Origin of the sequence: Burkholderia sp. AcTa6-5, from assembly GCF_017815075.1 — a bacterium.
Lineage (GTDB): Bacteria > Pseudomonadota > Gammaproteobacteria > Burkholderiales > Burkholderiaceae > Burkholderia > Burkholderia sola.
This window is the reverse complement of the sequence record NZ_JAGIQE010000007.1, coordinates 266,650-289,397: the sequence shown is the minus strand read 5'-3', so window position 1 is coordinate 289,397 and position 22,748 is coordinate 266,650. Positions and strand designations below refer to the sequence as shown.

The 22,748-nt window shown below is 66.5% G+C and carries 24 protein-coding genes; 13 read left to right on the top strand and 11 right to left on the bottom strand.

Going from position 1 to position 22,748, the window contains the following annotated elements; genetic code table 11:
- The first annotated feature begins 316 nt into the window (after positions 1 to 316).
- On the top strand, positions 317 to 2,362 hold the full coding sequence (gene tkt / locus J8I33_RS12715; protein ID WP_209936176.1) for a transketolase: 2,046 nt from the start codon (positions 317 to 319) through the stop codon (positions 2,360 to 2,362).
- Between the two features lie 132 nt (positions 2,363 to 2,494).
- Entirely contained in the window at positions 2,495 to 2,809 is a 315-nt protein-coding gene (locus J8I33_RS12710) for a helicase (protein WP_124555827.1), read from the top strand.
- A 191-nt stretch (positions 2,810 to 3,000) separates the two neighbouring features.
- On the opposite strand, the gene J8I33_RS12705 is transcribed toward J8I33_RS12710, so the two are convergent.
- Positions 3,001 to 3,372, bottom strand: a complete 372-nt coding sequence (locus J8I33_RS12705; RefSeq protein ID WP_245171947.1) for a helix-turn-helix domain-containing protein — start codon at positions 3,370 to 3,372, stop codon at positions 3,001 to 3,003.
- Between the two features lie 104 nt (positions 3,373 to 3,476).
- On the opposite strand from J8I33_RS12705, the gene J8I33_RS12700 reads away from it, so the two are divergent.
- Positions 3,477 to 4,331, top strand: a complete 855-nt coding sequence (locus J8I33_RS12700; protein WP_209924502.1) for an SDR family oxidoreductase — start codon at positions 3,477 to 3,479, stop codon at positions 4,329 to 4,331.
- 128 nt (positions 4,332 to 4,459) lie between these two features.
- On the opposite strand, the gene J8I33_RS12695 is transcribed toward J8I33_RS12700, so the two are convergent.
- The 10 genes from J8I33_RS12695 to J8I33_RS12650 all read right to left on the bottom strand — a co-directional run bounded on the left by J8I33_RS12695 (position 4,460) and on the right by J8I33_RS12650 (position 13,137).
- Positions 4,460 to 5,356, bottom strand: coding sequence for an amidohydrolase family protein (locus tag J8I33_RS12695; protein WP_124653412.1), 897 nt, complete (start codon positions 5,354 to 5,356; stop codon positions 4,460 to 4,462).
- A gap of 88 nt (positions 5,357 to 5,444) precedes the next feature.
- Complete coding sequence (rhaM, locus tag J8I33_RS12690) at positions 5,445 to 5,759, bottom strand: L-rhamnose mutarotase (RefSeq protein WP_069620467.1); 315 nt, start codon at positions 5,757 to 5,759, stop codon at positions 5,445 to 5,447.
- A 17-nt stretch (positions 5,760 to 5,776) separates the two neighbouring features.
- Positions 5,777 to 6,565, bottom strand: a complete 789-nt coding sequence (locus J8I33_RS12685; protein WP_209936170.1) for an SDR family NAD(P)-dependent oxidoreductase — start codon at positions 6,563 to 6,565, stop codon at positions 5,777 to 5,779.
- A 17-nt stretch (positions 6,566 to 6,582) separates the two neighbouring features.
- Positions 6,583 to 7,761 (bottom strand): L-rhamnonate dehydratase, encoded by a 1,179-nt coding sequence (gene rhmD / locus J8I33_RS12680; RefSeq protein WP_209936164.1) that lies wholly within the window; start codon positions 7,759 to 7,761, stop codon positions 6,583 to 6,585.
- Positions 7,762 to 7,865: 104 nt separating this feature from the next.
- Positions 7,866 to 8,801, bottom strand: coding sequence for a dihydrodipicolinate synthase family protein (locus J8I33_RS12675; protein ID WP_209936157.1), 936 nt, complete (start codon positions 8,799 to 8,801; stop codon positions 7,866 to 7,868).
- Positions 8,802 to 8,879: 78 nt separating this feature from the next.
- A complete protein-coding gene (locus tag J8I33_RS12670; protein ID WP_050016946.1) occupies positions 8,880 to 9,764 on the bottom strand; it encodes a glycosyltransferase family 2 protein in 885 nt (294 codons plus the stop codon).
- Between the two features lie 154 nt (positions 9,765 to 9,918).
- The gene (locus J8I33_RS12665) at positions 9,919 to 10,620 is read right to left on the bottom strand and encodes a GntR family transcriptional regulator (protein WP_050016945.1); all 702 of its coding nucleotides are present in this window, start codon (positions 10,618 to 10,620) and stop codon (positions 9,919 to 9,921) included.
- A gap of 91 nt (positions 10,621 to 10,711) precedes the next feature.
- Positions 10,712 to 11,527 (bottom strand): aspartate/glutamate racemase family protein, encoded by an 816-nt coding sequence (locus J8I33_RS12660; RefSeq protein WP_050016943.1) that lies wholly within the window; start codon positions 11,525 to 11,527, stop codon positions 10,712 to 10,714.
- Complete coding sequence (locus J8I33_RS12655) at positions 11,524 to 12,768, bottom strand: D-amino acid dehydrogenase (protein WP_050016941.1); 1,245 nt, start codon at positions 12,766 to 12,768, stop codon at positions 11,524 to 11,526. The genes J8I33_RS12660 and J8I33_RS12655 overlap by 4 nt, the downstream gene beginning before the upstream one ends.
- A gap of 18 nt (positions 12,769 to 12,786) precedes the next feature.
- Entirely contained in the window at positions 12,787 to 13,137 is a 351-nt protein-coding gene (locus J8I33_RS12650) for a RidA family protein (protein ID WP_176015987.1), read from the bottom strand.
- A gap of 318 nt (positions 13,138 to 13,455) precedes the next feature.
- Here J8I33_RS12650 and J8I33_RS12645 point away from each other — a divergent pair, with 318 nt between their 5' ends.
- The 10 genes from J8I33_RS12645 (at position 13,456) to rfbB (ending at position 22,713) form a co-directional block, all read left to right on the top strand.
- A complete protein-coding gene (locus J8I33_RS12645) occupies positions 13,456 to 14,556 on the top strand; it encodes an ABC transporter substrate-binding protein (RefSeq protein WP_089490393.1) in 1,101 nt (366 codons plus the stop codon).
- Positions 14,557 to 14,588: 32 nt separating this feature from the next.
- Positions 14,589 to 15,482 (top strand): branched-chain amino acid ABC transporter permease, encoded by an 894-nt coding sequence (locus J8I33_RS12640; RefSeq protein WP_050016938.1) that lies wholly within the window; start codon positions 14,589 to 14,591, stop codon positions 15,480 to 15,482.
- The gene (locus J8I33_RS12635; protein WP_080334364.1) at positions 15,475 to 16,362 is read left to right on the top strand and encodes a branched-chain amino acid ABC transporter permease; all 888 of its coding nucleotides are present in this window, start codon (positions 15,475 to 15,477) and stop codon (positions 16,360 to 16,362) included. The genes J8I33_RS12640 and J8I33_RS12635 overlap by 8 nt, the downstream gene beginning before the upstream one ends.
- Positions 16,359 to 17,144, top strand: coding sequence for an ABC transporter ATP-binding protein (locus J8I33_RS12630; RefSeq protein WP_209936150.1), 786 nt, complete (start codon positions 16,359 to 16,361; stop codon positions 17,142 to 17,144). The genes J8I33_RS12635 and J8I33_RS12630 overlap by 4 nt, the downstream gene beginning before the upstream one ends.
- Positions 17,141 to 17,860, top strand: coding sequence for an ABC transporter ATP-binding protein (locus J8I33_RS12625; RefSeq protein ID WP_050016935.1), 720 nt, complete (start codon positions 17,141 to 17,143; stop codon positions 17,858 to 17,860). Before J8I33_RS12630 ends, J8I33_RS12625 begins: the two co-directional genes overlap by 4 nt.
- Complete coding sequence (locus tag J8I33_RS12620) at positions 17,857 to 19,254, top strand: MFS transporter (protein WP_209924383.1); 1,398 nt, start codon at positions 17,857 to 17,859, stop codon at positions 19,252 to 19,254. Before J8I33_RS12625 ends, J8I33_RS12620 begins: the two co-directional genes overlap by 4 nt.
- A 90-nt stretch (positions 19,255 to 19,344) precedes the next feature.
- Positions 19,345 to 20,241 carry a glucose-1-phosphate thymidylyltransferase RfbA gene (rfbA, locus tag J8I33_RS12615; protein WP_050016931.1) on the top strand — a complete coding sequence of 299 codons (897 nt, stop codon included), beginning with the start codon at positions 19,345 to 19,347 and terminating at the stop codon, positions 20,239 to 20,241.
- Entirely contained in the window at positions 20,238 to 20,819 is a 582-nt protein-coding gene (gene rfbC / locus J8I33_RS12610) for a dTDP-4-dehydrorhamnose 3,5-epimerase (protein WP_209936143.1), read from the top strand. The genes rfbA and rfbC overlap by 4 nt, the downstream gene beginning before the upstream one ends.
- Positions 20,816 to 21,700, top strand: a complete 885-nt coding sequence (gene rfbD, locus J8I33_RS12605; RefSeq protein ID WP_124679675.1) for a dTDP-4-dehydrorhamnose reductase — start codon at positions 20,816 to 20,818, stop codon at positions 21,698 to 21,700. Before rfbC ends, rfbD begins: the two co-directional genes overlap by 4 nt.
- Complete coding sequence (gene rfbB / locus J8I33_RS12600) at positions 21,697 to 22,713, top strand: dTDP-glucose 4,6-dehydratase (RefSeq protein WP_209924382.1); 1,017 nt, start codon at positions 21,697 to 21,699, stop codon at positions 22,711 to 22,713. The genes rfbD and rfbB overlap by 4 nt, the downstream gene beginning before the upstream one ends.
- The last annotated feature ends 35 nt before the right edge of the window (positions 22,714 to 22,748 follow it).

Below are 22,748 nucleotides of genomic sequence, written 5' to 3'. Positions count from 1 at the left end.
TTGATCTCGTGCTCGCGAATCAGCGCCTCTCAGAGGTCAAGTTCTGATCGTCAAGACGGCCTCAGATTGACGCTTACTTCCAATCCGGATTGGCTTGTCTTGAAAAAGCAGGTGGCGTTGTCGCGGGTCATTTGCTAAAAATCAGTTAGGAATACATTTGACATAATGCGTATTATCGATTTAAAAGGGTCGAATCCCGGAGCGGACAGCAAGGCCATGCCAAATATCAGCGCATTCCGGCGTAACCTCGCCGCCGTCGAGAAGGCATGCACCTTGCCCCGTAGCCTCATCTTTCCGAGCTCAAACAGGAGAACCGATGAGCGATCCCACTGCACATTCCCGGACGGCTGCAAAAGCGGTGCCGCCCCCACGAGACCCCCATCTTCGCGCACTGGCGAACTGTATTCGCTTCCTCGCCATGGATGCAGTGCAGAAAGCGAACAGCGGACATCCTGGTGCGCCAATGGGGTTGGCTGACGTTGCGACGGTCCTGTTCAACGAGTTCATGAAATTTGACGCGTCGGATCCCCACTGGATCGATCGAGACCGGTTGGTACTGTCCAACGGACACGCGTCGATGCTCCTCTACAGCCTCCTCTATCTGACGGGCTATGCCGACATGACCCTCGACGAGCTCAAGCGGTTCCGGCAAGTCGGCAGCAAGACGCCGGGCCATCCGGAGTACTCGCACGCCGACGGAATCGAACTGACGACCGGCCCCCTCGGACAAGGCATCGCGGAATCCGTCGGCATGGCGTTGGCCGAGCGCGTCATGAATGCGCACTTCGGCGATGATCTCGTCGATCACTACACGTACGTATTTCTCGGCGACGGTTGCCTGATGGAAGGCATTAGCCACGAGGCCATTTCCTTGGCCGGCCACCTCCGGTTGGGCAGATTGATTGCGTTCTGGGACAACAATTCGATTTCCATCGACGGCGCGACCAAGCTCGCGGTTTCGGACAACGAGATCGAGCGCTTTCAGTCGGCTGGATGGCGAGTCCAGGAAATCGACGGTCACGACACGGATGCGATACGGCGCGCTATCGAGACCGCTCGGACAACGCATGACCGACCGACGTTGATCGCATGCAGGACGATCATCGGGTTCGGCTTTCCGACCAAGGCCGGGACCGAGAAAGCCCATAGCGATGCCCCGGGCGAGGATGAAATCGCGGGCGCACGCCAGGCCCTCGATTGGCATTCGCCGCCGTTTGAAATCCCGGATGACCTGCTGAAAGCATGGCGGGAGATCGGCGCGCGCGGCCGCAAGACGAGACTCGCGTGGGACGAGCGTGTCCGCCGGGCGCCGCAGGCGCTGCGCACCGAATTCGACCGGCGCAATGCGGGAAAGCTTCCGGATGACTGGAAGGCGGCGATCGCGGCGGCACGGCAGGCATTTATTGCCAGTGGCAGTGCAATGGCCACCCGAAAGGCCAGCGGTGAAGTGCTTGATCATCTCTTCGACGCGATTCCGGAATTGCTGGGCGGCTCGGCGGATCTTACGCAGTCCAACAATACGAAGACGAAGAACCAAATCGCGATCGAGCCTGGTCGGTTCAAGGGTTCATACCTCCACTACGGCGTCCGCGAACACGGCATGGCCGCCGCGATGAACGGCATTGCCCTTCATGGTGGCCTCATTCCGTACGGCGGCACCTTCCTTTGCTTTTCGGACTACTGTCGCCCGGCGATCCGGTTAAGCGCGATGATGCGGGTGCGATCCATCTTCGTGATGACGCACGATTCCATCGGTCTCGGAGAAGATGGGCCGACTCATCAACCCGTCGAGCACCTTGCCGCTCTTCGCGCCATTCCGCAACTCGCCGTCTATCGGCCGGCCGATCCAGTCGAAACGGCGGAGTGCTGGGAACTGATTCTTGAACAGCCGCGCAGGGCTGCACTCCTCGCATTGTCACGCCAGCCGGTCCCGCTCCTGCGCAACGAGCCTGGAAACGAAAACAAGTCGGCGCGGGGCGCCTATATTTTGCGGGAGGCCGATGGCGGGCCGCGCCAACTCACGCTGATCGCGACAGGCTCGGAGGTCGACCTCGCCGTCCAGGCACGCGACATCCTGCAACAGGAAGGCGTGCCGACGGCCGTCGTATCGATGCCGTGCCGCCTGCTCTTCGAGGAGCAGCCGCGCGATTACCGGCGGGCCGTGCTGGGCGTTTCTCCCGCGAGGGTCGCGGTCGAGGCGGCGGTCGAACTGGGATGGGAACGGTACATCGGACCGGAGGGCCGGTTCGTCGGCATGCACAGCTTCGGCGAGTCCGGGAAAATCAAGGACGTGTACGACAAGTTCGGCATCACGGTAGATGCGGTGGTTCGCGCGGCGCATCAGGTGTTATCCGAAGTGTGACATTGCTGCAATCCGCCTCGGATTCGATGACCTTGCAGGGCTCGTGGATGTGCTTTGAGAAGTGGGCGGCCTCGATTTTCGGTGGATTCGCGCGTAGCGTTAGAATAGCGCCCCTTCTCATGGGAGACGACAATGTCCTGGTTCGTTTATGAAGTGCCCGAATACCACGAAGACGCCGCGCGCATCGAACCTTTCAGCGAGCTGCGTAGCCGTGTGCTGAAAGCCGGCGGCCCGGCCATGGCAGACGACCTGGAAAGCGTTCGCGAAAACGCCGCGGCGACGGCGGACACGCAGGAGCGCCCGCTGCGTACCCCGGAAAATCCGCAGGTCTTTCCGATTCCTTACGCCGACTCGATGATCCTGGTCGGGTTCATCTTCGATCTGAAGCGCGAGTTCCGGCAACTGGTCGTGTCGCCCGTGGAAATGCCCTGGCTGAAAGACGCGTAAAGCGTTGCGCTGGCGGGGTGTCGTACCCGGTGATCTGTTTCGGCATCCGCGCTTTCATCACGAGCCGGCCCACCGCTGGATCCGCGACGCGATGAGCGAACTCATCACAGGTCCGATGCATCACCAGCCGTTGCTGAATCCGAAGCTCGGGCGTTCGACGGCGGCGCGATAGCCCGCGCGGTCGCTAATCGCTAGCGCGGCCGGTCACGCAGCAGCAGGCGCGACCCGACCTCCACGATCGACGTAATCGCCGGCAGCAGTTCCTGGCCGAGCGACGTCAGCTCGTATTCCACGGACGGCGGCGACGTCGGCAACACGCTGCGCCGGATCACGCCCCGCTCCTCCAGATCACGCAGCCTGCCGGTCAGCACCTTCGCGGTGATGGTCGGGTTGTCGCGCCGCAACTCCGAAAACCGACGCGGGCCATTGCTCAGGCACCAGATCAGTTCGGGCGTCCACAGACCGCCGATCAACGCCATGCATTTCGACATCGGGCAGCCGGGAAGCGGCTCCACCTTCTTTCGCATTCTCAAACCCATCGTCGCACCGGGAATGGTTTCCATTTGGTTACTTGAAAATGATGGTAACCGATGGATAGGTGGTTTCCAATGGAAACCTTCATCCCTACACTTGGAGCCTCACCTATCGATACACGGAGAGCATGAACATGTATGCAATAACGGGAGCATCCGGGCAGCTCGGGCGCCTTGTGATCGACGCATTGCTTGAAACCGTGCCGGCCAACCGGATTATCGCGGCGGTCAGGAATCCGGCGAAGGCGCGCGACCTTGAAGCGCGCGGCGTGGTGGTGCGCGAGGCCGACTACAAGCGGCCTGAAACGCTCGCCACCGCGTTCCTCGGTGTCGACAAACTCCTGCTGATCTCGTCGACCGAAGTCGCCGGCCGCCTGCCATTGCACCGCGCGGTGATCGACGCGGCCCGGCGCGCTGAAGTCTCGTTGCTCGCCTATACGAGCATGCTGCACGCCGACACGTCGCCCGTCCGACTCGCGATCGAGCACCGGCAGACGGAAGAAGTCATCGCGGCCTCCGGCCTCCCCACCGTCATCCTGCGCAATGGCTGGTACACCGAGAACCATTTGATGGCCCTTCCCGCTGCGCTCGAGCATGGCGCGTTCATCGGGGCCGCGAAGGACGGGCGCTTCTCTGCCGCCGCGCGGAAGGACTATGCGGCGGCCGCGGCCGTGGTATTGACGACGGACGGCCACGCAGGAAAAACCTATGAACTGGCGGCAGACGATGCGTACACGCTGACGCAGCTAGCCGCGGAGGTTTCGCGGCAGTCCGGCAAGACCGTCGTCTACAACGATCTCGCCGAGGACGCTTATGCCGACGTGCTGACGAGCGCCGGGTTGCCGCCCGAGTTTGCCAGCGTCCTCGCGGATGCCGACGTGGCCGCGTCGCGCGGTGCGCTGTTCGACGACGGCGGCGTCCTCGCGCGACTGATCGGTCGGCCCACGACGCCGTTGGCGAGCGTCGTCGCGACCGCGTTGCGCGATTAGGGCGAACAAGCCCCGATGAAGCATCAGCCAGCGCCGCTGCAGCGTGCGGGTTCGGCTGATGCTGCCGGGGCGCCCGCCCGGCACGTGCTTCGGTGACAACGCTCGCCACCCGATGGCGGGCACGTGGCTCACAGTCGGTAAGTTCGCAGCGCATTGTGGACGAACAGCGCCTCGCGCTCATCGTCGCGGGCGCCCGCGACGATCGCCGCATAAGCGTGCCAGAGCGCCTGATAGCCGGCATGGAGCCGATCGACCGGGAAGTTCGACGCGAACATGCAGCGCGCCGCGCCGAACGCGTCGATCGCCTCCAGCACGTACGGGCGGAAACTTTCGACCGTCCAGCGATGGTCGAACATCGCGAGCCCGGACAGCTTCATCGTCACGTTCGCCCGCCGCGCGAGCCCGCGCAATCCGTCGCGCCACTCGCGCCAGCCGTGCACGCTGGTCCGGTCGACGAACATGCCCGTGTGATTGACGATCACGGACGTGTCGGGATGCGCATCGAGGACGGCGAGCGCGGCGCCGACCTGGGCCGGGTACAACTGCAGGTCGAACGACAAACCGAACTCGCTCAGCATCCCGAAGTTCTCTCGCCAGCGCGGTTCGGTCAGATAGTCCACGTCGACGTAGTTGTACCAGGGGTCCGGATGCCGGTTCAACACCTGCCGGATACCGCGCACGTTCGGATGCGCCGCCGCGCCGGCGAGCCGGATGCGTGCGTCCGGCGCGAACAGGTCGACGCCCGCGACGATGCCGTCCGGCATCCCGCCGCTCGCCGGCGCATCGGCCAGCGCCTGCAGCCAGTCGACTTCGCTCGGCGTCGTCCACGCATCGTGGATCGCCTCGACATGCACGACCTTCAGCACGTCGATATCCGCGCCGGCGTCCGCGCGCAGGTCCGCGGGCAGGTAGCGGCGCGGCAAGTCCGCCACCGCGCCCGAGAACGCCGGCTGAGCGCGATCGAGCCAGCTGTAGCTCAACGCGTCGGCGTCCCAGAAATGGACATGGGGATCGACAACCTGCATGTGGGCTCCGTGAGTTCATGCGACACGATGATCCGCTGCAATGGTTCGGCACACGCCGAGCGCTGCCGATCCGTTGAACGGGCCGGCGTCATTCCAGATGGAACATCGGCTCCAGCGATTTCTCGACCGGACGTCCGTCCGGCCCGGTCGCCATCAGGTCGGCCATGTACGCCCACCAGCGACGCATCACGTCCGTTTCGGCGAGTTGCGCGATCCGGTGATCGGCCGGCCGTTTGAGCACGGCGAACAGGTGATGGGTGTCGTCGTCGAGAAAGATCCAGTAGTCCGAAATGCCCGCTGCACGAAGCGCGTCGGCGAGTTCCGGCCAGATCGCATCGTGCCGGCGCCGGTATTCGTCCCGCTTGCCGGGGTGCAGGCGCATCCTGAAGGCGATCGTTTCCATGGTCATGCCTCGCGGTTTCATTGCAGGTTCACGTACATGCCGCCGTCGACGAGCAGCGCGGCGCCGTTCACGTAGCGCGCCATGTCGGACGCGAGAAACACGACGCAGTCGGCGACGTCGTCCGGCTCGCCGAGGCGGCCGAGCGGAATCCGGCGCTCGAAGTACTCGGTCTTGCCGGGCGCGGCGAGATCGTCGTCGTTGATTTCGGTGCGGATCGTGCCCGGCAGCACCGAATTGCAGCGAATCCGATGCGGCGCGAGCGCGACCGCGCACGACTGCATCAGCGCATGGACGCCGGCCTTGGTCGGCGTGTAGTGCGTCTGCATGCCGCCGCCGACCAGCGCGCTGATCGAGCTGGTCGCGACGATCGCGCCGCCGTGCCCTTGCGCGGCCATTTGCCGGGCGACGGCCTGGGTCGTGTAGAACGCACCGTGCAGGTTCACTTCCATCGTCCGTTGCAGCAGCTCGGGCGGCAAGTCCAGGAAGCCGTGGAACGGGCAAATTCCGGCATTGCTCGCCAGTACGTCGATCCGGCCGAATCGTTCGAGCGCGGCCGCGACGAGTGCGCGGGCCGTGTCCGGCTGCGCGACGTCGCCCGGCACGGCCAGCGCGTCGCGCCCCGTCGCGCGGATCGCGTCGACGAGCGCGTCGATCTCGTGATCGGCCTGCGTGGGCAGCAGCGGGTTCGCCCAGTAGTTGACGACGACGTCGGCGCCATGCCGCGCACACGCCAGCGCGATCGCGCGGCCGATCCCGCGCGATCCGCCCGTCACGACGACGATCCTGTCTTCAAGCAATTTCGTCATTGCGCCCCTCCGTACGCTCAGTGTTCATACGGGCGCTGCATGCGCACGTCCGGATTCAGGCGCACGCCGAAACCGGGCGTGTCGGGCACCTTCATCCGCCCGCCGACCGGCACCGGCTCGTCGAGCAGCAGCGGATCGAACATCGGCACGACACGATCGGCCTGCGGCGCCATCATCAGGAATTCGGCGAACGGGCTGTTGTGCCGCGTCGCGACGAAGTGATAGCTGTAGACCGACGAGCCGTGCGGAATCACCAGCACGCCACGCGCATCGGCGAGCGCCGAGATCCGCAGCAACTCGGTGAGCCCGCCGCACCAGCCTACGTCCGGCTGAATGATGTCGCAGCACTCCATCTCCAGCAGCATGCGAAAGCCCCAGCGGGTCGCCTCGTGCTCGCCGGTCGTGACGAGCATGCCGCGCGGCACGTCGCGGCGCAGCTTCGCATAGCCCCAATAGTCGTCGGGCGGCAGGCATTCCTCGATCCATTTCAGGCCGAGCGCATGCGCTTCGTGCGCGAGCCGCGTCGCATACGGCACGTCGAGACTCATCCAGCAGTCGAGCATCAGCCAGAAATCGGCGCCGACGCGCGAACGCATCTCGGCGAGCGCATCGAGATTGCGACGCAGGCCGACCTCGCCCTCGGCCGGGCCGTGATGCAACGGCAGCTTGCCGCCGATGAAACCCATCTCCTTCGCGAGATCGGGTCGCGCACCGGTCGCGTAGAACTCCAGCTCGTCGCGCACCTTGCCGCCGAGCAACTGGTGCACGGGCTCCCGCCTGACCTTCGCGAGCAGGTCCCACAGCGCGAGATCGACGCCGGAAATCGCATTGAGCACGACGCCCTTGCGCCCGTAGTACAGCGTTGCATGGAACATCTGATCCCACATCTTCTCGATGTCGGTCACGCGCTGCCCTTCGATGAAACGCGCGAGATGCCGCTCGACGATGAACGCGCCGATCTCGCCGCCGGTCGTCACCGCAAAGCCGACCGTTCCATCGCTGGCCTCGACTTCGATCACGAGCGTGCCGAGCACGTTGATGCCGAACGACTGGCGGCTCTGCCGGTATTCGGGGTAGCGCGACATCGGCGTCGCAATGTGGTCGTCGATCCAGTGACCGGCATCCTGATCGTGGTAATCGGCACCGCCACCACGCACCGTCAGCGCGCGGACCGCGCGTATCGTCGGCATGCTCATTCTTCGGGTTCCTTGGTTGGGTCATCGAGTGCGGAAGCCGCCCGTACGCGTCGGGCGCACGGATGGCGGCGGAATTCGCAACGTCATGCTGCCAGGCGGTCGCGTCAGCGTGCCCAGCGCAGCACCAGCGCGTCGAGCCGTCGCGCAATTTCGATCAGGCCCGCGCGCGTCGCCGGATGCAGCGGCGCTAGCGGACGGCGCGGCGCGTCCGATGCGATCACGCCGCCCTCCTTCATCAGCGCCTTCGCCGCCAGCAGGCCGGCCTGACGGTTCTCGTAATTGATCAACGGTAGCCATTGCTGGTACTGGGCGACCGCCTCGTCGCGCTGCCCGGCGAGATACGCGGCGAGAATCGGCCGCAGCCCGTCCGGATAGCCGCCGCCGAGGATGCTGCCGGTCGCGCCCGCATCGAGATCGGCAAGCAGCGTGATCGCCTCCTCGCCGTCGAACGGCCCTTCGATCGCGTCGCCGCCAAGCGCGATCAGTTCGCGCAGCTTCGCGGCCGACTGCGGCACCTCGATCTTGAAATAGCGCAGATTCGGAATCGTGTGCGCGAGGCGCGCCAGAAACGCGGCCGATACCTGCGTGCCGCTCATCGGCGCATCCTGGTACATGATCGGAATCGCGATCGCGTTGGAGAGTTCCGCATAGAACTGTTCGATCGCGGCCTCGCCGCAACGAATCGTCGCGCCGTGGTACGGCGGCATCACCATCACCATCGCCGCACCGGCCGCCTGCGCGGCGCGGCTGCGCGCCGCGCAGATCGTCGGATTGAAATGCGTGGTCGTCACGATCACCGGCACGCGTCCCGCCACGTGTTCGAGGATCGCCGCGATGAGCCGCTCGCGCTCGTCGTCGGTCAACGAAAACTGCTCCGAGTAGTTCGCGAGGATGCACAGGCCGTCCGCTCCCGCGTCGATGATGAAGTCGACACAGCGCTTCTGGCCCGGCATATCGATCTCGCCCGACTCCGTGAAGATCGTCGGCGCGACGGAAAACGCGCCCGTATAGCGGCGGTGAATCGGCGTAGACAAGCTCATCTGAAACCCTCTCTTATAATCAGTGATCCGAATTGTATGGCGCGTTTGTCGTGCGCCCATACCGCGATAAATCACGCGTCATACACGCCCGTACCGCCCTCGCAACCCGTCCGTCACGCCGCAATAGATCGCCTTCAGCTTCAGGCGCTTGTTGCGCGCATGCAGCAGCACGAACGCGACGTGCTTGAGCGTGATGAGATTGATCAGCAGCATCGCCGGATAGCGCCGCCAGTAGTCGCGCGCGACGAGGATACAGTTGCGCGCCGCATAGTAGTGGCGCAGCGCGCTCTGATCGAATATCTCGACGCGCGGCCAGTGCTGCTGCGCGGACGGGCTGCCGAGTTCATGGGGCAGCGACACGTCGGCGTTGACGCGCACCGGCACGCCGTGCGCCTGCGCGCGCATGCAGTATTCCGCGTCGACGTGGTCGATGAAGAAGTCCTCGCGGAAGCGGCCGAGCGCGCGATACGCGTCGAGCGAGATTGCGGTGCCCGACGAGATGATGACCGAGCACGACAGCAGGCCGTGCGCGCCGCCGTGGATCGGCGTGATCTGCGCGGACCAGCGGCGCACCGTGAACAACGGCAGGTCGCGCTGGAAATTGCGGTTGAAGATCCGCGGGCCGACCAGGAAGCGGCTGTCGCCCACCCGCGCGCAGCCGGCCAGCATGCGATCGAAATAGTCGTCCGGAACGTGCGAATCCTGATCGAAGATGAAGAAGACGTCGCAGCCGCGGCCGATCAGGAATTCGACGCCGGCGTTGAACGCACCGGCGATGCCGCCGCGATTGTGATTCGCGATCACGTCGACGCCGCCTGCGGCGAGCCGTGCGTACAGCGCACGATCGGCGACGGGCGAATTGTCGACCGCGACGACGACGGGGCTTTTCGCGGGCAAGGTCAGCAAATGCTCGATCTGCGCCGCGGAGGGTTTATACAGCGTGACCAACGTACCGTGTGTCATGACGGCACCTCGTGACGATCAAGTAGCGATGCGCCGCGCCGGTCGATCCGGGCGGCCCGTCCTCCTTTGCACGACTGCTTGTCTCGTCGACCGGCCTGCCCTGCCCGTTCGCGTGCTGTACGCGATCGTCGCAGGCGCCGCGGCCGGTCTTGCTTTATCTTGCGTACAGCTTGACGACGCTCGCCTGGACGACGCGCGTGATCTCTTCCATCCGCCAGCGGATATGCGTGTCGGTCAGCGTCGCGCAACGTTCCGCATCGCGTTCGGCAAGCGCGTCGAGAATCTCGAGATGCTCGGTAAACGCCTCGTTGCGTCGCTGATCGACATCGACCCAGCGCACGTAGTGAATACGCGCGTTGATCCCTTGCAGCACCCGGCCGATCTCGGCATTGCCCGACAACGCGGCCAGCTCCAGGTGAAACTGCTCGTCCTTGACGACCAGCTCGGCCGACGACATCCGCGCCGCATTCTTCATCACCTGCTTCCAGAAGCGACGCAACGCCTTGATGTCGTTGTCCGACCCGCGCTCGCATGCGAGCATCACCGCGGTCGTTTCGATCGAGCGACGCAATTCGAACAGATCGAACACATCCTTCCCCTCCAGTTCCCGAATGAAGAAACCGCGGTTCGGCACGAACACCAGCAGGTTTTCGGCAACGAGCCGATTCAGCGCCTCGCGAATCGGCGTGCGACTCACGTTGAAGCGCTCGGCAAGCTCCAGCTCGTTGAACCGCTCGCCCGGCCGGATCTCGTACAGCACGGCCATCTGTTTCAACTGCTCGTAAATCTCGTTGACCGTGAGGCCCGTGCGCGTCGGCGCCGCGGTCTCCCGGCCAGCCATAACGGAAGTCGACATCTCGTCTCCTGGTTCCACCTGTTGTCACCGCGCGTCATTATCCATCGGCAATTTGCCCGCGCGCGTTCTTTTTACATGCACGAGCCATGCGTCAGCGCATCAGCAAGCTGCCGAAGCCCGGCACGGGATCGTCGATGCCCGCGAGCCGCAGCGCGTGCCAGGCGAGCGCGTGATTGCTCGACAGTACGGGTTTGCCCGCGCGCGCTTCGATATCGGCCAGCGCATCGACGATGCGCAGGCTCGTGCACGACACGAATACGGCATCGACGGCCGGATCGGCGGCGAGCGTCAGCACCGCGTGCTCGATCGACGCGCGCTCGATGCGGGCGACCTCGTTGTCGTCGCGGTGCTCGAACGATCCGACCCGCACGATATCGACGCCGCGCGCGCGCAGGTACGCGGCCATCGCATCGTTGATCGTGCGCTCGTACGGCGTCAGCAGCGCGACCCCGCGCGCGCCGAGCGCCGTCAGCGCGACGCGCGCCGCGGTAATCGGCGTGGTGCACGCGACGCCGGGCCGCGCCTCGCGGATGCGTTCGAACACGCGCTCCTCGCCGAGCACCATCGACGCCGACGTGCAGCCGAACGCGACGACGTCGAGGCGCTCGCCCGGCCGGATCAATTCGACCGCGGCGCAGATCCCGCCGTCCATCCGCGCGAGCGTCTCGGCGGTGATCTCGGCGGAATTCGCGATCCGGCTTTCGTAGAACGCGACGCCATCGATCGCGAGCAGACGTCGCCACTCGTATTCGATCGTATGATCGGTCGCCAGCACGACGAGGCCGATCGCCGCGCGCCGCGCGATGCCGGCGTCGAGCGAGAAATCGAAGCGCGCGTACGCATCGCGCGCCGGGCCGGCGCCGACACCCGGATCGGACGCCTCGGAGGTGGAAAGAAGTTCGCTCATTGCAGGGTCATCCCGGTGATGTCGATGTCGGGCCGCTTGCCGTGGATCAGATCCGCGACGATCTTCGCGGTGCCGCACGACATGGTCCAGCCCATATGGCCGTGGCCGGTATTGAAAAACAGGTTGCGGTGCCGGGATGCGCCGATGATCGGCGTGCCCTCCGGCGTCATCGGCCGCAGCCCGGCCCAGTACGACGGCTTCGCGTAGTCGGCGCCGTTCGGGAACAGCGCCTGCGCGGTCGCGAGCATGTGCGCGAAATCGCCCGGCGAATGCGTGGTGTCGTAGCCGCTGAACTCGGCGGTCGCGGTCAGCCGCAGCCGGTCGCCGAAGCGCGCCCATGCGACGAGCTGGTTCTCCTCGACGCCGCCGAGCGCGGGCGGCTCGTGCGTGTCGTCGATCGGCAGCGTGACCGAGTACCCCTTGACCGGATAGATCGGCAGCCGGTAGCCGAGCGAGCGCGCGACGAACGGCGAGTACGCGCCGAGTGCGAGCACGTATCGATCGCCGGTCACGCGGCCCTGCGACGTCTCGACGTAGTCGATCGCATCGGCGCTCGCGCGCACGCCGTCGATCGACGTGCCGAAGCGGAATTCGACGCCGAGCGCGCGGCAGCGCTCGGCCAGCGCGCGCGTGAACAGATGCGCGTCGCCGCTCTCGTCGCTCGGGCAATGGATCGCGCCCGCGATCCCGGCCGCCGCGTGGCGCAGCGCCGGCTCGCGTTCGACGGTGGCCCGCGCATCGAGGATGTCGAGCGGCAGGCCGTTGTCGGTCAGAATCCGCATGTTCGCGACGCCGCGCTCGAACGATGCAGGGTCGCGATACAGGTACAACAATCCTCCGCTCGTCCGGTCGTACTCGAGCAGTTCATCATTCGTCGCCTGCTGAAGCCGCTGCTGCGCGTAACGACACAGCCTCACCTTGATCGACGTGTTGCGGCGCGAACGCTCGGCCGTGCAGTTCTGCAGGAACAGCGCGCACCAGGCCCACATCCGCCAGTCGGGCGTCCATTTGAGCCGCAGCGCCTGGCCGTCGGCAAACAGGGACTTGAACAGAATCTTCGGCGCGCGCGGCGATGCCCAGGTATACGAATGGCCGGGCGCGATCAACCCCGCATTCGCGAAGCTCGTTTCGAGCGCGACGCCGTCGCGACGTTCGATCACCGTCACCTCGTCGCCGGCCTTCGCGAGAAAATACGCAGTGGTCACGCCGACGATGCCGCCGCCGAGCACGATCGTCTTCATCGTCTGGTTCTCCCTGCGCTAGCTCGCGGCGATCGCCGCGATCTCGACCGTGTACTGCGGAAACGCGAGCTTCGATTCGACGCACGCGCGTGCCGGTGACTCGCCCTGCGGCACCCACGCGTCCCATACGCTGTTCATCTCGGCGAAGCTGCGATAGTCGGCCAGCCAGATGCTCGCGGACACGATCCGGCGCTTGTCGAGCCCCGCGTCTTCGAGCAGCCGGTCGATCTTGTCGAGAATCTGCCGGGTCTGCCCCGCCACGTCGAGCGACGTGTCGTCCGCCACCTGCCCCGCGACGAAGGCCAGCCCGCCCGCGACCACCAGTTGGCTCATCCGTTCACTTACGCCGTATCGCTTGATCTCCACCATCTGACTGCCCTCCGAGGTCGTGTCGAGTTGGGCAGATTTAAGCACTGCAATTCACCTCTGTATACACTTTTTTCAGAAATATTCTCGATTGCGCCGGATTGGCGCGCCCATGCACCATGGCTATCCACGCGCTTTATCCGCGTGCATAAATGCATGAAAACAGGGAAAATTTTCTATCTCAAACAAGACTTTCGCTATTCCTCACAGCGGCTCGAAAATTTATTTGCAAACGATTTTTGTTCTGTGATTCTGTCGACACTTCTGTATATCAAACCATGCCGCCAACCGTGCGGCCGACCATGCGACGGGAGAACGAAGATGAAGGCAAGTCAGTGGAGTGTCGGTGTCTGGATCGCGCTCGGGGCGCTTGCGTCGGGCGCTGCGCACGCCGACGTCAGCGTGGGCGCGGTGCTGCCGCTGACCGGCGCGAGTGCGTCGATCGGCGAAGACCAGCGCCGCGGCATCGAGCTGGCCGTCGCGCAGATCAATGCGAAAGGCGGCGTGCTGGGCCAGAAGCTCGCCGTGCGCATCGAGGATTCGGGCGGCTCGGCCAATACCGCGCTCGACGCCGCGCGCAAGCTCGCGACCGTCGAACACGTGCCGGTCGTGCTCGGCGAATTCTCGTCGTCGGTCACGATACCGGTCGGACAGTTCCTGGTGCGCCAGGGCGACGTGCACATCAACATCGGCTCGTCGAGCCAGCAGGTGCGCAAGATCGGCGCGGGCTCGTTCAGCGTGATCGGGCTGGACGACCTGTCCGCGCGCTTCGCCGCGCAGGACGTGTACGCCCGCAAGCTGCGTCGCATCGCGCTGATCGCGCCGAACAACGGCTACGGCCAGGGGATTGCCGGCGAATTCAGGAAGCGTTTCGAGGCGCTCGGCGGCACGGTGGTGTCGACGGTGCTCTACACGGAAGGACAATCGACCTATCGCCGCGAACTGGAGCAGGCATCGCGTGCGCAGCCCGACGCGTATGTCTACAGCGCCTATGGCCAGGAAGCCGCGACGCTGAACCGGCAGGCATTCGAGATGCGGCTCAACCAGCATCCGTGGTACGGCATCTACCTGACGATGTGCACGAGCGACACGCCCGCGCAGATCGCGCAAGGCCAGATCGGCCTCGAAGTCGCCGCGCTCGGCGCGGGCGCGAAAGCGTATGCGAGCGCCTATCAGGCCGCGTACAACGAGGCCCCGCGCTCGGCGTTCGGCAGCTATGCGTATGACGCGACGCTGTTGTCCGCCGCGGCGATCGGCCGCGCGCAATCCATCGACCCGGCGAAGATTCGCACGGCGCTCGCGGCATTGGGCAAGTCGTATACCGGCGTGACCGGCGCGATCGCGTTCGATGCCGACGGCCAGCGGGAAGTCCAGCCGTACGAGAAGGTGGTCTACCGCCAATCGGTCGTCGCGCAGCAGTAAGCGCCCGCCGGGATGAACCAGAGGATCTCGCCATGCTGTCATTCATTGTCGACGTATTGATCCGCACCGCCGATCTGCTGCTGGTATCGGTCGGTCTGTCGACGCTCTATTCGCTGATCCGCTTTCCCAACATCGCGCATGTCCAGTACGCGATGCTCGGCGCATTCGCGACGCTCTGGCTGGAACGCGCGGGGCTGCCGTTCGCGCTCGCGACGGCCGTGTCCTGCGCGCTGGTCGGCACCGCCGCGACGCTGCTGAACCTGTTCGTGTTCGCGAGACTGCTGCGCTCCGGCAGCGCGGTGGCGATGATCGGCTCGCTTGCGATCTCGATGCTCGCGGTCGCGCTGGTGCTCGGCGTCGCCGGCTCGCGGCCGCAGCAGTATGCGCAGGACGTGCATCCGCCGATGGTGATCGCCGGCGTCGCGCTGTCCGTGCCGCAACTGGGCTCGATCGCATGCGGCGCCGGCGCGCTCGCGATATTCGCGGCGCTGCTGTACCGCACCGGCCTCGGGCGGGCGATGCGTGCGCTCGCGTCGAATCGCGCGCTGGCGCTCGCGACCGGCATCGACGCGACGCGCGTGACCAACGTGATCACGTTCGCGAGCGGCGTGCTGGCGGCGCTCGGCGGCACGATGCTCGGCGCCACCGAGAGCGTGCATGTGAATCTCGGCTATGGACTGCTGATCCCGGTGTTTTCCGCGGCGATCCTGGGCGGCCTCGGCAATCCGCTCGGCGCCGCGGCCGGTGCGCTGCTGATCGCGGTGGCCGAAACCGTCGCGCTGAACGTCGATTTCGGCGGGCTCGTCGATCGGCCGATGCAATTCTTTCCGGTCGAGTACGTCGGCGCGGTGTCGTTCGCGATCCTGCTCGTCGCACTGATCTTCCGGCCTTACGGCATCTTCGATCGGGAGGTACGGCGTGTCTAGCTTCGTCATCCATCTGCTGACCGTCGGCTGCCTGTACGCGACGATGGCGCTCGGGTTGAACCTGCAGGCCGGCTATGCGGGACTCGTCAATTTCGGCTTCATTGCGTTCAGCGGGCTCGGCGCGTACGCGGCCGGCATCGCGTCTCGGCTCGGCTGGCCATTGCCTTCGGCGCTCGCGCTCGCGCTGGCCGCGGCGGGTGCGCTGGCGATCGTCGTCGCGCGGCTCGGGCGGCAGCTCTCCGCCGACTACTGGGGGATCGCGACGCTCGCGATCGCCGAGATCCTGCGCACGATCGCGCTCAACGAAAGCGGGTTGACCGGTGGCGCGCAAGGCATCGGCGGCATCGCGCCGCTATTCCCCGGGCTGCGCGCGCCGTGGGCCGAACTCGCGTTCCTCGCGGTCACGGCCGGCTGCCTCGCGCTCACCTACGCGACGTACCGGCGCCTGACCGCGAGCCGCTTCGGCCGGGCGCTGAAGGTGATGCGCGAAGAACCCGCGCTCGCGGTCTGCTTCGGCTACGATCCGCTCGCGCTGAAAACGCGCGCATGCATCGCGGGCGCGCTGCCCGCCGCGCTCGCCGGGGCGCTCGCCGCGTGGTACATCGGCTATGTCGGGCCGGACGCGATGATCGCGTCCGAGACCTTCGCGCTGTGGACCGTCGTGATGGTCGGCGGCCTCGGCAGCCACCTGGGTGTGCTGGTCGGCACGCTGATCGTGCAGGCCGTCTACGCGCTGGCGCCGTTTCTCAAGGACTGGCTCGATGTCGGCAGCGACCTGACCGGCGCGGTGCGGCTGGGCCTGGTCGGCCTGATGCTGCTCGCGTGCGTGCTCTGGCGTCCGCACGGGCTCGTACCCGAGCGCCTGGAGGTGCGGCCATGAGCACGCTGCTCGATCTCGACGGCGTGACGATCCGCTACGGCGAGAACGTCGTCTTGTCCGGGGTCACGCTGTCGGTCGACGGCGGCGAAATCGTCGGCCTGCTCGGCCCGAACGGCTCCGGCAAGAGCACCGCGCTCAACGCGATCACCGGCTTCGCGCCGCTCGCGGCGGGCGCGATCCGCTTCGACGGTCGGCGGATCGACGCGCTGTCGCCGCACAAGATTGCGCGGCTGGGCGTGCGCCGCACGTTCCAGTTGCCGTCGATGCCCGCACGCATGTCGGTGCTCGAACTCGCGATGGCGGCTTCGTCCGCGCGCCACGGCATCGCCGCCGCCCTCTGGCCCGGCCGTGCGACGCGCGCGCTCGATGCCGATACGCGTGCACGCGCTGCCGCGCTGCTGGACGAGCTGAAACTGTCCGGCGTCGCGCACCTGTCCGCCGCGTCGATTTCCGGCGGCCAGAAGAAGCTGCTGGGCATCGCGTGCGCGATGATGACCGCGCCCAAGCTGCTGCTGCTCGACGAGCCGACCGCCGGCGTGCACCCGAACCTGCGCGGCGAGCTGATCGACGAACTGCGACGGATTCGCAAGCAAGGCGTCACGCTGGTCGTCATCGAGCACGACATGCATTTCATCCGCGAGCTGTGCGACCGCTGCGTCGTGCTGGACCGCGGCGTGACGATCGCGAACTGCCGGCCGGCCGAGCTGGAGCGCAACCGTCGCGTACTCGACGCGTATCTCGGGCGCGCCCATGCCGCCCCTCGTCCGCTGGAGGCGTCATGATCGACGTGCGCGAACTCGTCGCCGGCTACACGCCCGAAGTCGACATCCTGCATGGCGTGTCGCTCACGGTCGGGGCCATCGACATCGTGACGATCCTCGGCCCGAACGGCTGCGGAAAATCGACGCTGCTGAAGGCGATCGCAGGCTTCGTGCTGCCGCGGGCCGGCAGCGTGACGATCCAGGGCACGGACGTGGCGCGCGTGCCGGTTCATCGCAAGATCCGCGAGTACGGGATCGGCTTCGTGCCGCAGACCGACAACGTGTTCGCGTCGCTGACCGTGCGCGAAAACCTGATGCTCGGCGGCCAGTCGATGTCGGCGTTTCCGCGCGAGGCGCGGATCGACGAGCTGTGCGAGCAGTATCCGGTGCTGCGGCGTCGCTACCGGTCGCTGGCGGGCGCATTGTCCGGCGGCGAGCGGCAAATCGTGTCGCTCGCACGCGCACTGATGCCGCGCCCGGTGTTGCTGCTGCTCGACGAGCCGTCGGCCGGCCTGTCGCCGAAGATGGTCGACGAGGTGTTCGACGCGATCGTCCGGATGCGCGACACCGAGCATATCGGCGTGCTGATGGTCGAGCAGAATGCGATCGAGGCGCTGCGCATCGCGGATCGCGGCATCGTGCTGACGATGGGGCGCGTCGCGCTCGAAGGCGCCGCGGCCGAGCTGCTCGACAGCGACGAGATGCGACGCCTGTACCTCGGCGGGAGGGCCGCATGAACGGCGGGCGCGCCACGCCGGTCGCCGGCGCGTACGCCGCCGCGGCCGCGCGTCCCGTGCTCGTGATGGTCGCGCTCGCGTGCGGTTTCGTGATGGCCATGCTCGACGTGACGATCGTCAACGTCGCGCTGAAGGCGATGGAAACCAGCCTGTCGATGTCGCTGACCGCGCTGGTGTGGGTCGTCGATGCGTACACGCTCAGCTTCGCCGCGCTGCTGCTGCTCGGCGGCGCGCTCGCGAACCGCTACGGATCGAAAGCCGTCTACGTCGCGGGGCTCGCGCTGTTCGTCGGCGCGTCGGTGCTGTGCGCGGCCGCGCAGTCCAGCGGCGCACTGGTCGCAGCGCGCCTTGCACAAGGTGTCGGCGCGGCGCTGTTCATGCCGAGTTCGCTGAGCCTGCTCACGCTCGCGTTCCCGCCAGGGCCGATGCGCACGCGGATGATCGGCATCTGGGGCGCGCTGGTGTCGGCCGCGATGGCGCTCGGGCCCTGCGTCGGCGGCGTGCTGGTCGACGCGATCGGCTGGCGCGGCATCTTCTGGGTGAATTTGCCGGTCGGTGCGGCCGGCCTGTGGCTCACGTACCGGCATATCGCGCGGGCGCCGCGTCATCCCGGCCCGTTGAATGCGCTCGGCCATCTGTTCGGCGCGCTCGCGCTCGCCGCGCTGAGCTTCACGCTGATCGAAGGGCCCGGCGCCGGCTGGCGCTCGCCGTCGATCCTCGCCGGCGTCGCCACGACGTTGGCCGCCACCGCGGCATTTGCGTTACGCGAGCGCTACGCGCACTCGCGCATCCTGTCGCCGGCGCTGCTCGCGAATCGGCGTTTCGTCGCGGGCAGCACGCTGGGTCTCGCGATCAACTTCGGCATTCTCGCCGAGATCTTTCTGTTGAGCCTCTATTTGCAGAACGTCCGCGGCGCGAGCGCGCTCGTGGCCGGGTTCGAATTGTTTCCGCTGATGGCGATGTTCGGCATCGGCAATCTCGCGTCCGCGAAAGTCAGCGCCCGGTTCGGCGCGCGCCGCACGCTGCTCTCGGGGCTCGCGCTCGCCGCGCTCGGCAGCGTGGCGCTCGTCGGCGTCGCGGCGATGCCGTATCCGGTGCTGGCCGTCGCGATCGGCTTGGCCAACTTCGGCGCCGGCCAGGCCATTCCGGCGATGAATCTCGTCGTGATGCAGTCGGCCGATGCGGCGGACACGAACCTCGCCGCCGCGTCGCTGAACGCGAGCCGGCAGATCGGTTCGCTGGTCGGCATCGCGATCGCATCGGTGATCCTGCACGTGATCGACGATCCGGACCGCGCGACGGCCGTCGGCTTCGCGGTGATCGCCGCGCTGTACGCGCTCGGCTTCGCGATCGTATTCCGTGCGATTCACGTTGGCGGTGCCGAGCAGCCGTAGCGAGGCGCGCACGGGTATCGACGTTCGTCGACGCATTCGGTGTATTCCGCGTATCACGCACGCACTTTTCCTCTTGCAGCGAGGGACCTCATGCAAACAGCGATTGGCCGTAAAGGACTGATTCTGGCGGGCGGCTCGGGCACCCGGCTCCACCCGCTCACGCATTCGGTATCGAAGCAATTGATGCCGGTGTACGACAAGCCGATGATCTATTACCCGCTCAGCACGATCATGCTGTCCGGCATCCGCGACGTGCTGATCATCTCGACGCCGCGCGATCTCGACGCGTTCCAGCAACTGCTCGGCGACGGCAGCCAGTGGGGCATGAGCTTTTCGTATGCGACGCAGCCAAGCCCCGACGGTCTTGCGCAGGCGTTCGTGATCGGCGCGCCGTTCATCGGTCGCGACGCGGCGACGCTCGTGCTCGGCGACAACATCTATCACGGGCCCGCGCTGTCGTCGCTGCTGCAGCAGGCCGCCGCGCGGACCGCCGGCGCGACCGTGTTCGGCTACTACGTGCGCGATCCGGAGCGCTACGGCGTCGTGTCGTTCGACGCGGACGGCCGCGCGATCGACCTCGAGGAGAAACCGCGCGAGCCGAAGTCGAATTACGCGGTCACCGGCCTCTATTTCTACGACAACGACGTCGTCGAACTGGCGAAGGCCGTGCGCCCGTCCGCGCGCGGCGAACTGGAGATCACCGACCTGAATCTCGCGTATCTCGCGCGCGGCGCGCTGAACGTCGAGATACTCGGGCGCGGCTACGCATGGCTCGACACCGGCACGCACGAATCGCTGCTCGACGCGGCCAATTTCATCCAGGTGATGCAGGCGCGGCAGGGCCTGCAAATCGCGTGTCCCGAGGAAATCGCGTACCGGCTCGGCTGGATCGATGCGGAGCAGCTCGAAACGCTGGCCCACAAACTCGCGAAAAGCGGTTACGGCCGCTATCTGCTCGATCTGCTGAGCAAGGAGGTCGCGGCATGACACGGGTGATCGAAACGCCGTTGCCCGGCGTGCTGCTGATCGAGCCCGGCGTGTTCGGCGATGCGCGCGGCTTTTTCGTCGAAAGCTTCCGGGCAAGCTGGCTGCGCGACGCCGGCGTCGACGCGACCTTCGTCCAGGACAACCAGTCGCGCTCGCGGCGCGGCGTGCTGCGCGGGCTGCACTACCAGCGCGTGAATCCGCAAGGCAAATTGGTGCACGCGGCGCGCGGCGCGGTCTACGACGTCGCCGTCGACATCCGGCGCGGCTCGCCGTGCTTCGGCTGCTGGTTCGGGGCGCAGCTCGACGACGTATCGCACCGGATGCTGTGGATTCCGCCCGGCTTCGCGCACGGCTTTTGCGTGTTGTCCGACGAGGCCGACTTCGCGTACAAGTGCACGCAGTACTACGATCCCGATTCGGACGCCGGCGTGCGTTGGGACGATCCGGATATCGGCATCGACTGGCTGGACGCCGGCGCGCCGTATCAGTTGTCGGACAAGGATCGGCGGCAGCCTCCGCTCGCCGAACTGGCAGCCGGCGCGCCGGCGCTGCTGCCCGCATACGGGAGTGCGCGATGACGATCGTCGTGACCGGCGCGCTCGGCCAGGTCGGCCGCGAACTGGTGTTGCGCGCGGGCGGGCAGCCGCTCGTCGGGCTGTCGCGCGCCGCGCTCGACATCGCCGATGCAGGCGCGGTGCGCCGTGCGTTCGACGAACACCGGGCCGCGCTCGTGATCAATGCCGCCGGATGGACCGCCGTCGACCGCGCGGAGGCCGAGCCCGATGCCGCGTGGCGGGCGAACCGCGACGGGCCGGCCGTGCTGGCCGACGCGTGCGCCGCGCTCGGGATTCCGTTGATTCATCTGTCGACCGACTACGTGTTCGACGGCCGCATGCCCGGCCCGTACGCGGAAACCGCCGCCGTCGCGCCGCTCGGCGTGTACGGCCGGAGCAAACTCGCGGGCGAGGAAGCGGTGCGCGAGCGACTGCCCGACCGTCACCTGATTCTGCGCGTCGCATGGGTGTTCGGCGCGCACGGCGGCAATTTCGTGCGCACCATGCTGCGGCTGGCGCGCGAGCGCGAGGTCGTCGGCGTCGTCGCCGATCAGTACGGCGGCCCGACGCATGCCGGTGCGATCGCCGACGCGCTGCTGACGATCGCGGCGCGATACCGGGCCGGTGAAGCGCTGCGCTGGGGCACCTATCACCTGTGCGGCACGCCCGTGACGACATGGCACGGCTTCGCCGAAACGATCTTCACCGAGGCGCGGCGCGCCGGCCTGATCGACCGTGTGCCGCTGGTCCGGCCGATCCGGACCGACGCCTATCCGTTGCCTGCGCCGAGACCGGCGAATTCCGCGCTCGACTGCAGCCTCCTGCGAGAACACTTCGGGGTCGAATCGCCTTCGTGGATCGCGGGTCTCACCGACGTGTTTGCCACCTGGAAGCGAACCTCATGAGCTATCGACCGAAACATGTTCTCGTGACGGGCGGCGCCGGTTTCATCGGCGCCAATTTTGTCCGGCATCTGCTCGAAAGCGATCCGCAGGTCAGCGTCGTCACGCTGGATCTGCTGACCTATGCGGGCAGCCTCGACAATCTCGGCGACGACCTGCCGGGCGCCGATCGTCATCGCTTCGTCCTCGGCGACATCTGCGACCGACCGCTCGTCGAGTCGCTGCTACGCGACCATGCGATCGACACCGTCGTCCACTTCGCGGCCGAAAGCCACGTCGACCGCTCGATCGACGGCCCCGGCGAATTCGTTCGCACGAACGTGCTCGGCACGTGGACGCTGCTCGACGCGTGCCGCCAGCTGTGGCTGAACGATCAAAAACTGGGCAGGGCCGACGCCCTCGCGCGCCGCCGCTTTCACCATATCGGCACCGACGAGGTGTACGGCTCGCTGGGTCCCGACGACCCGCCTTTTTCCGAAACGACACCGTATGCGCCGAACTCCCCGTACTCCGCCACCAAGGCAAGCTCGGACCATCTCGTCCGCGCCTATTTCCATACGTACGGATTGCCCGTCACCACGACGAACTGCTCGAACAATTACGGGCCGCGCCAGCACGGCGAGAAGTTCATTCCGACCGTGATCCGTCATTGCCTCGAAGGCACCGACATCCCCGTGTACGGCGACGGCGCGAACGTGCGCGACTGGCTGTACGTCGACGACCATTGCCGTGCGATCGACGCGGTCATCCGGCGCGGGACGGTCGGCGAGACGTACACCGTCGGCGGCTGCAACGAATGGCGCAACGTCGACATCGTCGCGCTGATCTGTACGCTGCTCGACGCGCGACGGCCCGAACACGCACCGCATGCTCGCCTCGTCCGGTTCGTCACCGATCGCGCCGGTCACGACCGGCGCTATGCGATCGATGCGGGGAAGCTCGCCCGCGAATTGCAATGGCGGCCGGCGGAGAGCTTCGAAACGGGGATCGTGAAGACGCTGGATTGGTATGTATAGAGCGGTGGCGCTCGGCACGTCGATGTCGCGCCGTG

Coding starts and splice junctions, on each gene's coding strand:
- tkt (WP_209936176.1), top strand. CDS start 317: ATGAGCGATCCCACTGCACATTCCCGGACGGCTGCAAAAGCGGTGCCG.
- J8I33_RS12710 (WP_124555827.1), top strand. CDS start 2,495: ATGTCCTGGTTCGTTTATGAAGTGCCCGAATACCACGAAGACGCCGCG.
- J8I33_RS12705 (WP_245171947.1), bottom strand. CDS start 3,372: ATGGAAACCATTCCCGGTGCGACGATGGGTTTGAGAATGCGAAAGAAG.
- J8I33_RS12700 (WP_209924502.1), top strand. CDS start 3,477: ATGTATGCAATAACGGGAGCATCCGGGCAGCTCGGGCGCCTTGTGATC.
- J8I33_RS12695 (WP_124653412.1), bottom strand. CDS start 5,356: ATGCAGGTTGTCGATCCCCATGTCCATTTCTGGGACGCCGACGCGTTG.
- rhaM (WP_069620467.1), bottom strand. CDS start 5,759: ATGGAAACGATCGCCTTCAGGATGCGCCTGCACCCCGGCAAGCGGGAC.
- J8I33_RS12685 (WP_209936170.1), bottom strand. CDS start 6,565: ATGACGAAATTGCTTGAAGACAGGATCGTCGTCGTGACGGGCGGATCG.
- rhmD (WP_209936164.1), bottom strand. CDS start 7,761: ATGAGCATGCCGACGATACGCGCGGTCCGCGCGCTGACGGTGCGTGGT.
- J8I33_RS12675 (WP_209936157.1), bottom strand. CDS start 8,801: ATGAGCTTGTCTACGCCGATTCACCGCCGCTATACGGGCGCGTTTTCC.
- J8I33_RS12670 (WP_050016946.1), bottom strand. CDS start 9,764: ATGACACACGGTACGTTGGTCACGCTGTATAAACCCTCCGCGGCGCAG.
- J8I33_RS12665 (WP_050016945.1), bottom strand. CDS start 10,620: ATGTCGACTTCCGTTATGGCTGGCCGGGAGACCGCGGCGCCGACGCGC.
- J8I33_RS12660 (WP_050016943.1), bottom strand. CDS start 11,527: ATGAGCGAACTTCTTTCCACCTCCGAGGCGTCCGATCCGGGTGTCGGC.
- J8I33_RS12655 (WP_050016941.1), bottom strand. CDS start 12,768: ATGAAGACGATCGTGCTCGGCGGCGGCATCGTCGGCGTGACCACTGCG.
- J8I33_RS12650 (WP_176015987.1), bottom strand. CDS start 13,137: ATGGTGGAGATCAAGCGATACGGCGTAAGTGAACGGATGAGCCAACTG.
- J8I33_RS12645 (WP_089490393.1), top strand. CDS start 13,456: ATGAAGGCAAGTCAGTGGAGTGTCGGTGTCTGGATCGCGCTCGGGGCG.
- J8I33_RS12640 (WP_050016938.1), top strand. CDS start 14,589: ATGCTGTCATTCATTGTCGACGTATTGATCCGCACCGCCGATCTGCTG.
- J8I33_RS12630 (WP_209936150.1), top strand. CDS start 16,359: ATGAGCACGCTGCTCGATCTCGACGGCGTGACGATCCGCTACGGCGAG.
- J8I33_RS12625 (WP_050016935.1), top strand. CDS start 17,141: ATGATCGACGTGCGCGAACTCGTCGCCGGCTACACGCCCGAAGTCGAC.
- J8I33_RS12620 (WP_209924383.1), top strand. CDS start 17,857: ATGAACGGCGGGCGCGCCACGCCGGTCGCCGGCGCGTACGCCGCCGCG.
- rfbA (WP_050016931.1), top strand. CDS start 19,345: ATGCAAACAGCGATTGGCCGTAAAGGACTGATTCTGGCGGGCGGCTCG.
- rfbC (WP_209936143.1), top strand. CDS start 20,238: ATGACACGGGTGATCGAAACGCCGTTGCCCGGCGTGCTGCTGATCGAG.
- rfbD (WP_124679675.1), top strand. CDS start 20,816: ATGACGATCGTCGTGACCGGCGCGCTCGGCCAGGTCGGCCGCGAACTG.
- rfbB (WP_209924382.1), top strand. CDS start 21,697: ATGAGCTATCGACCGAAACATGTTCTCGTGACGGGCGGCGCCGGTTTC.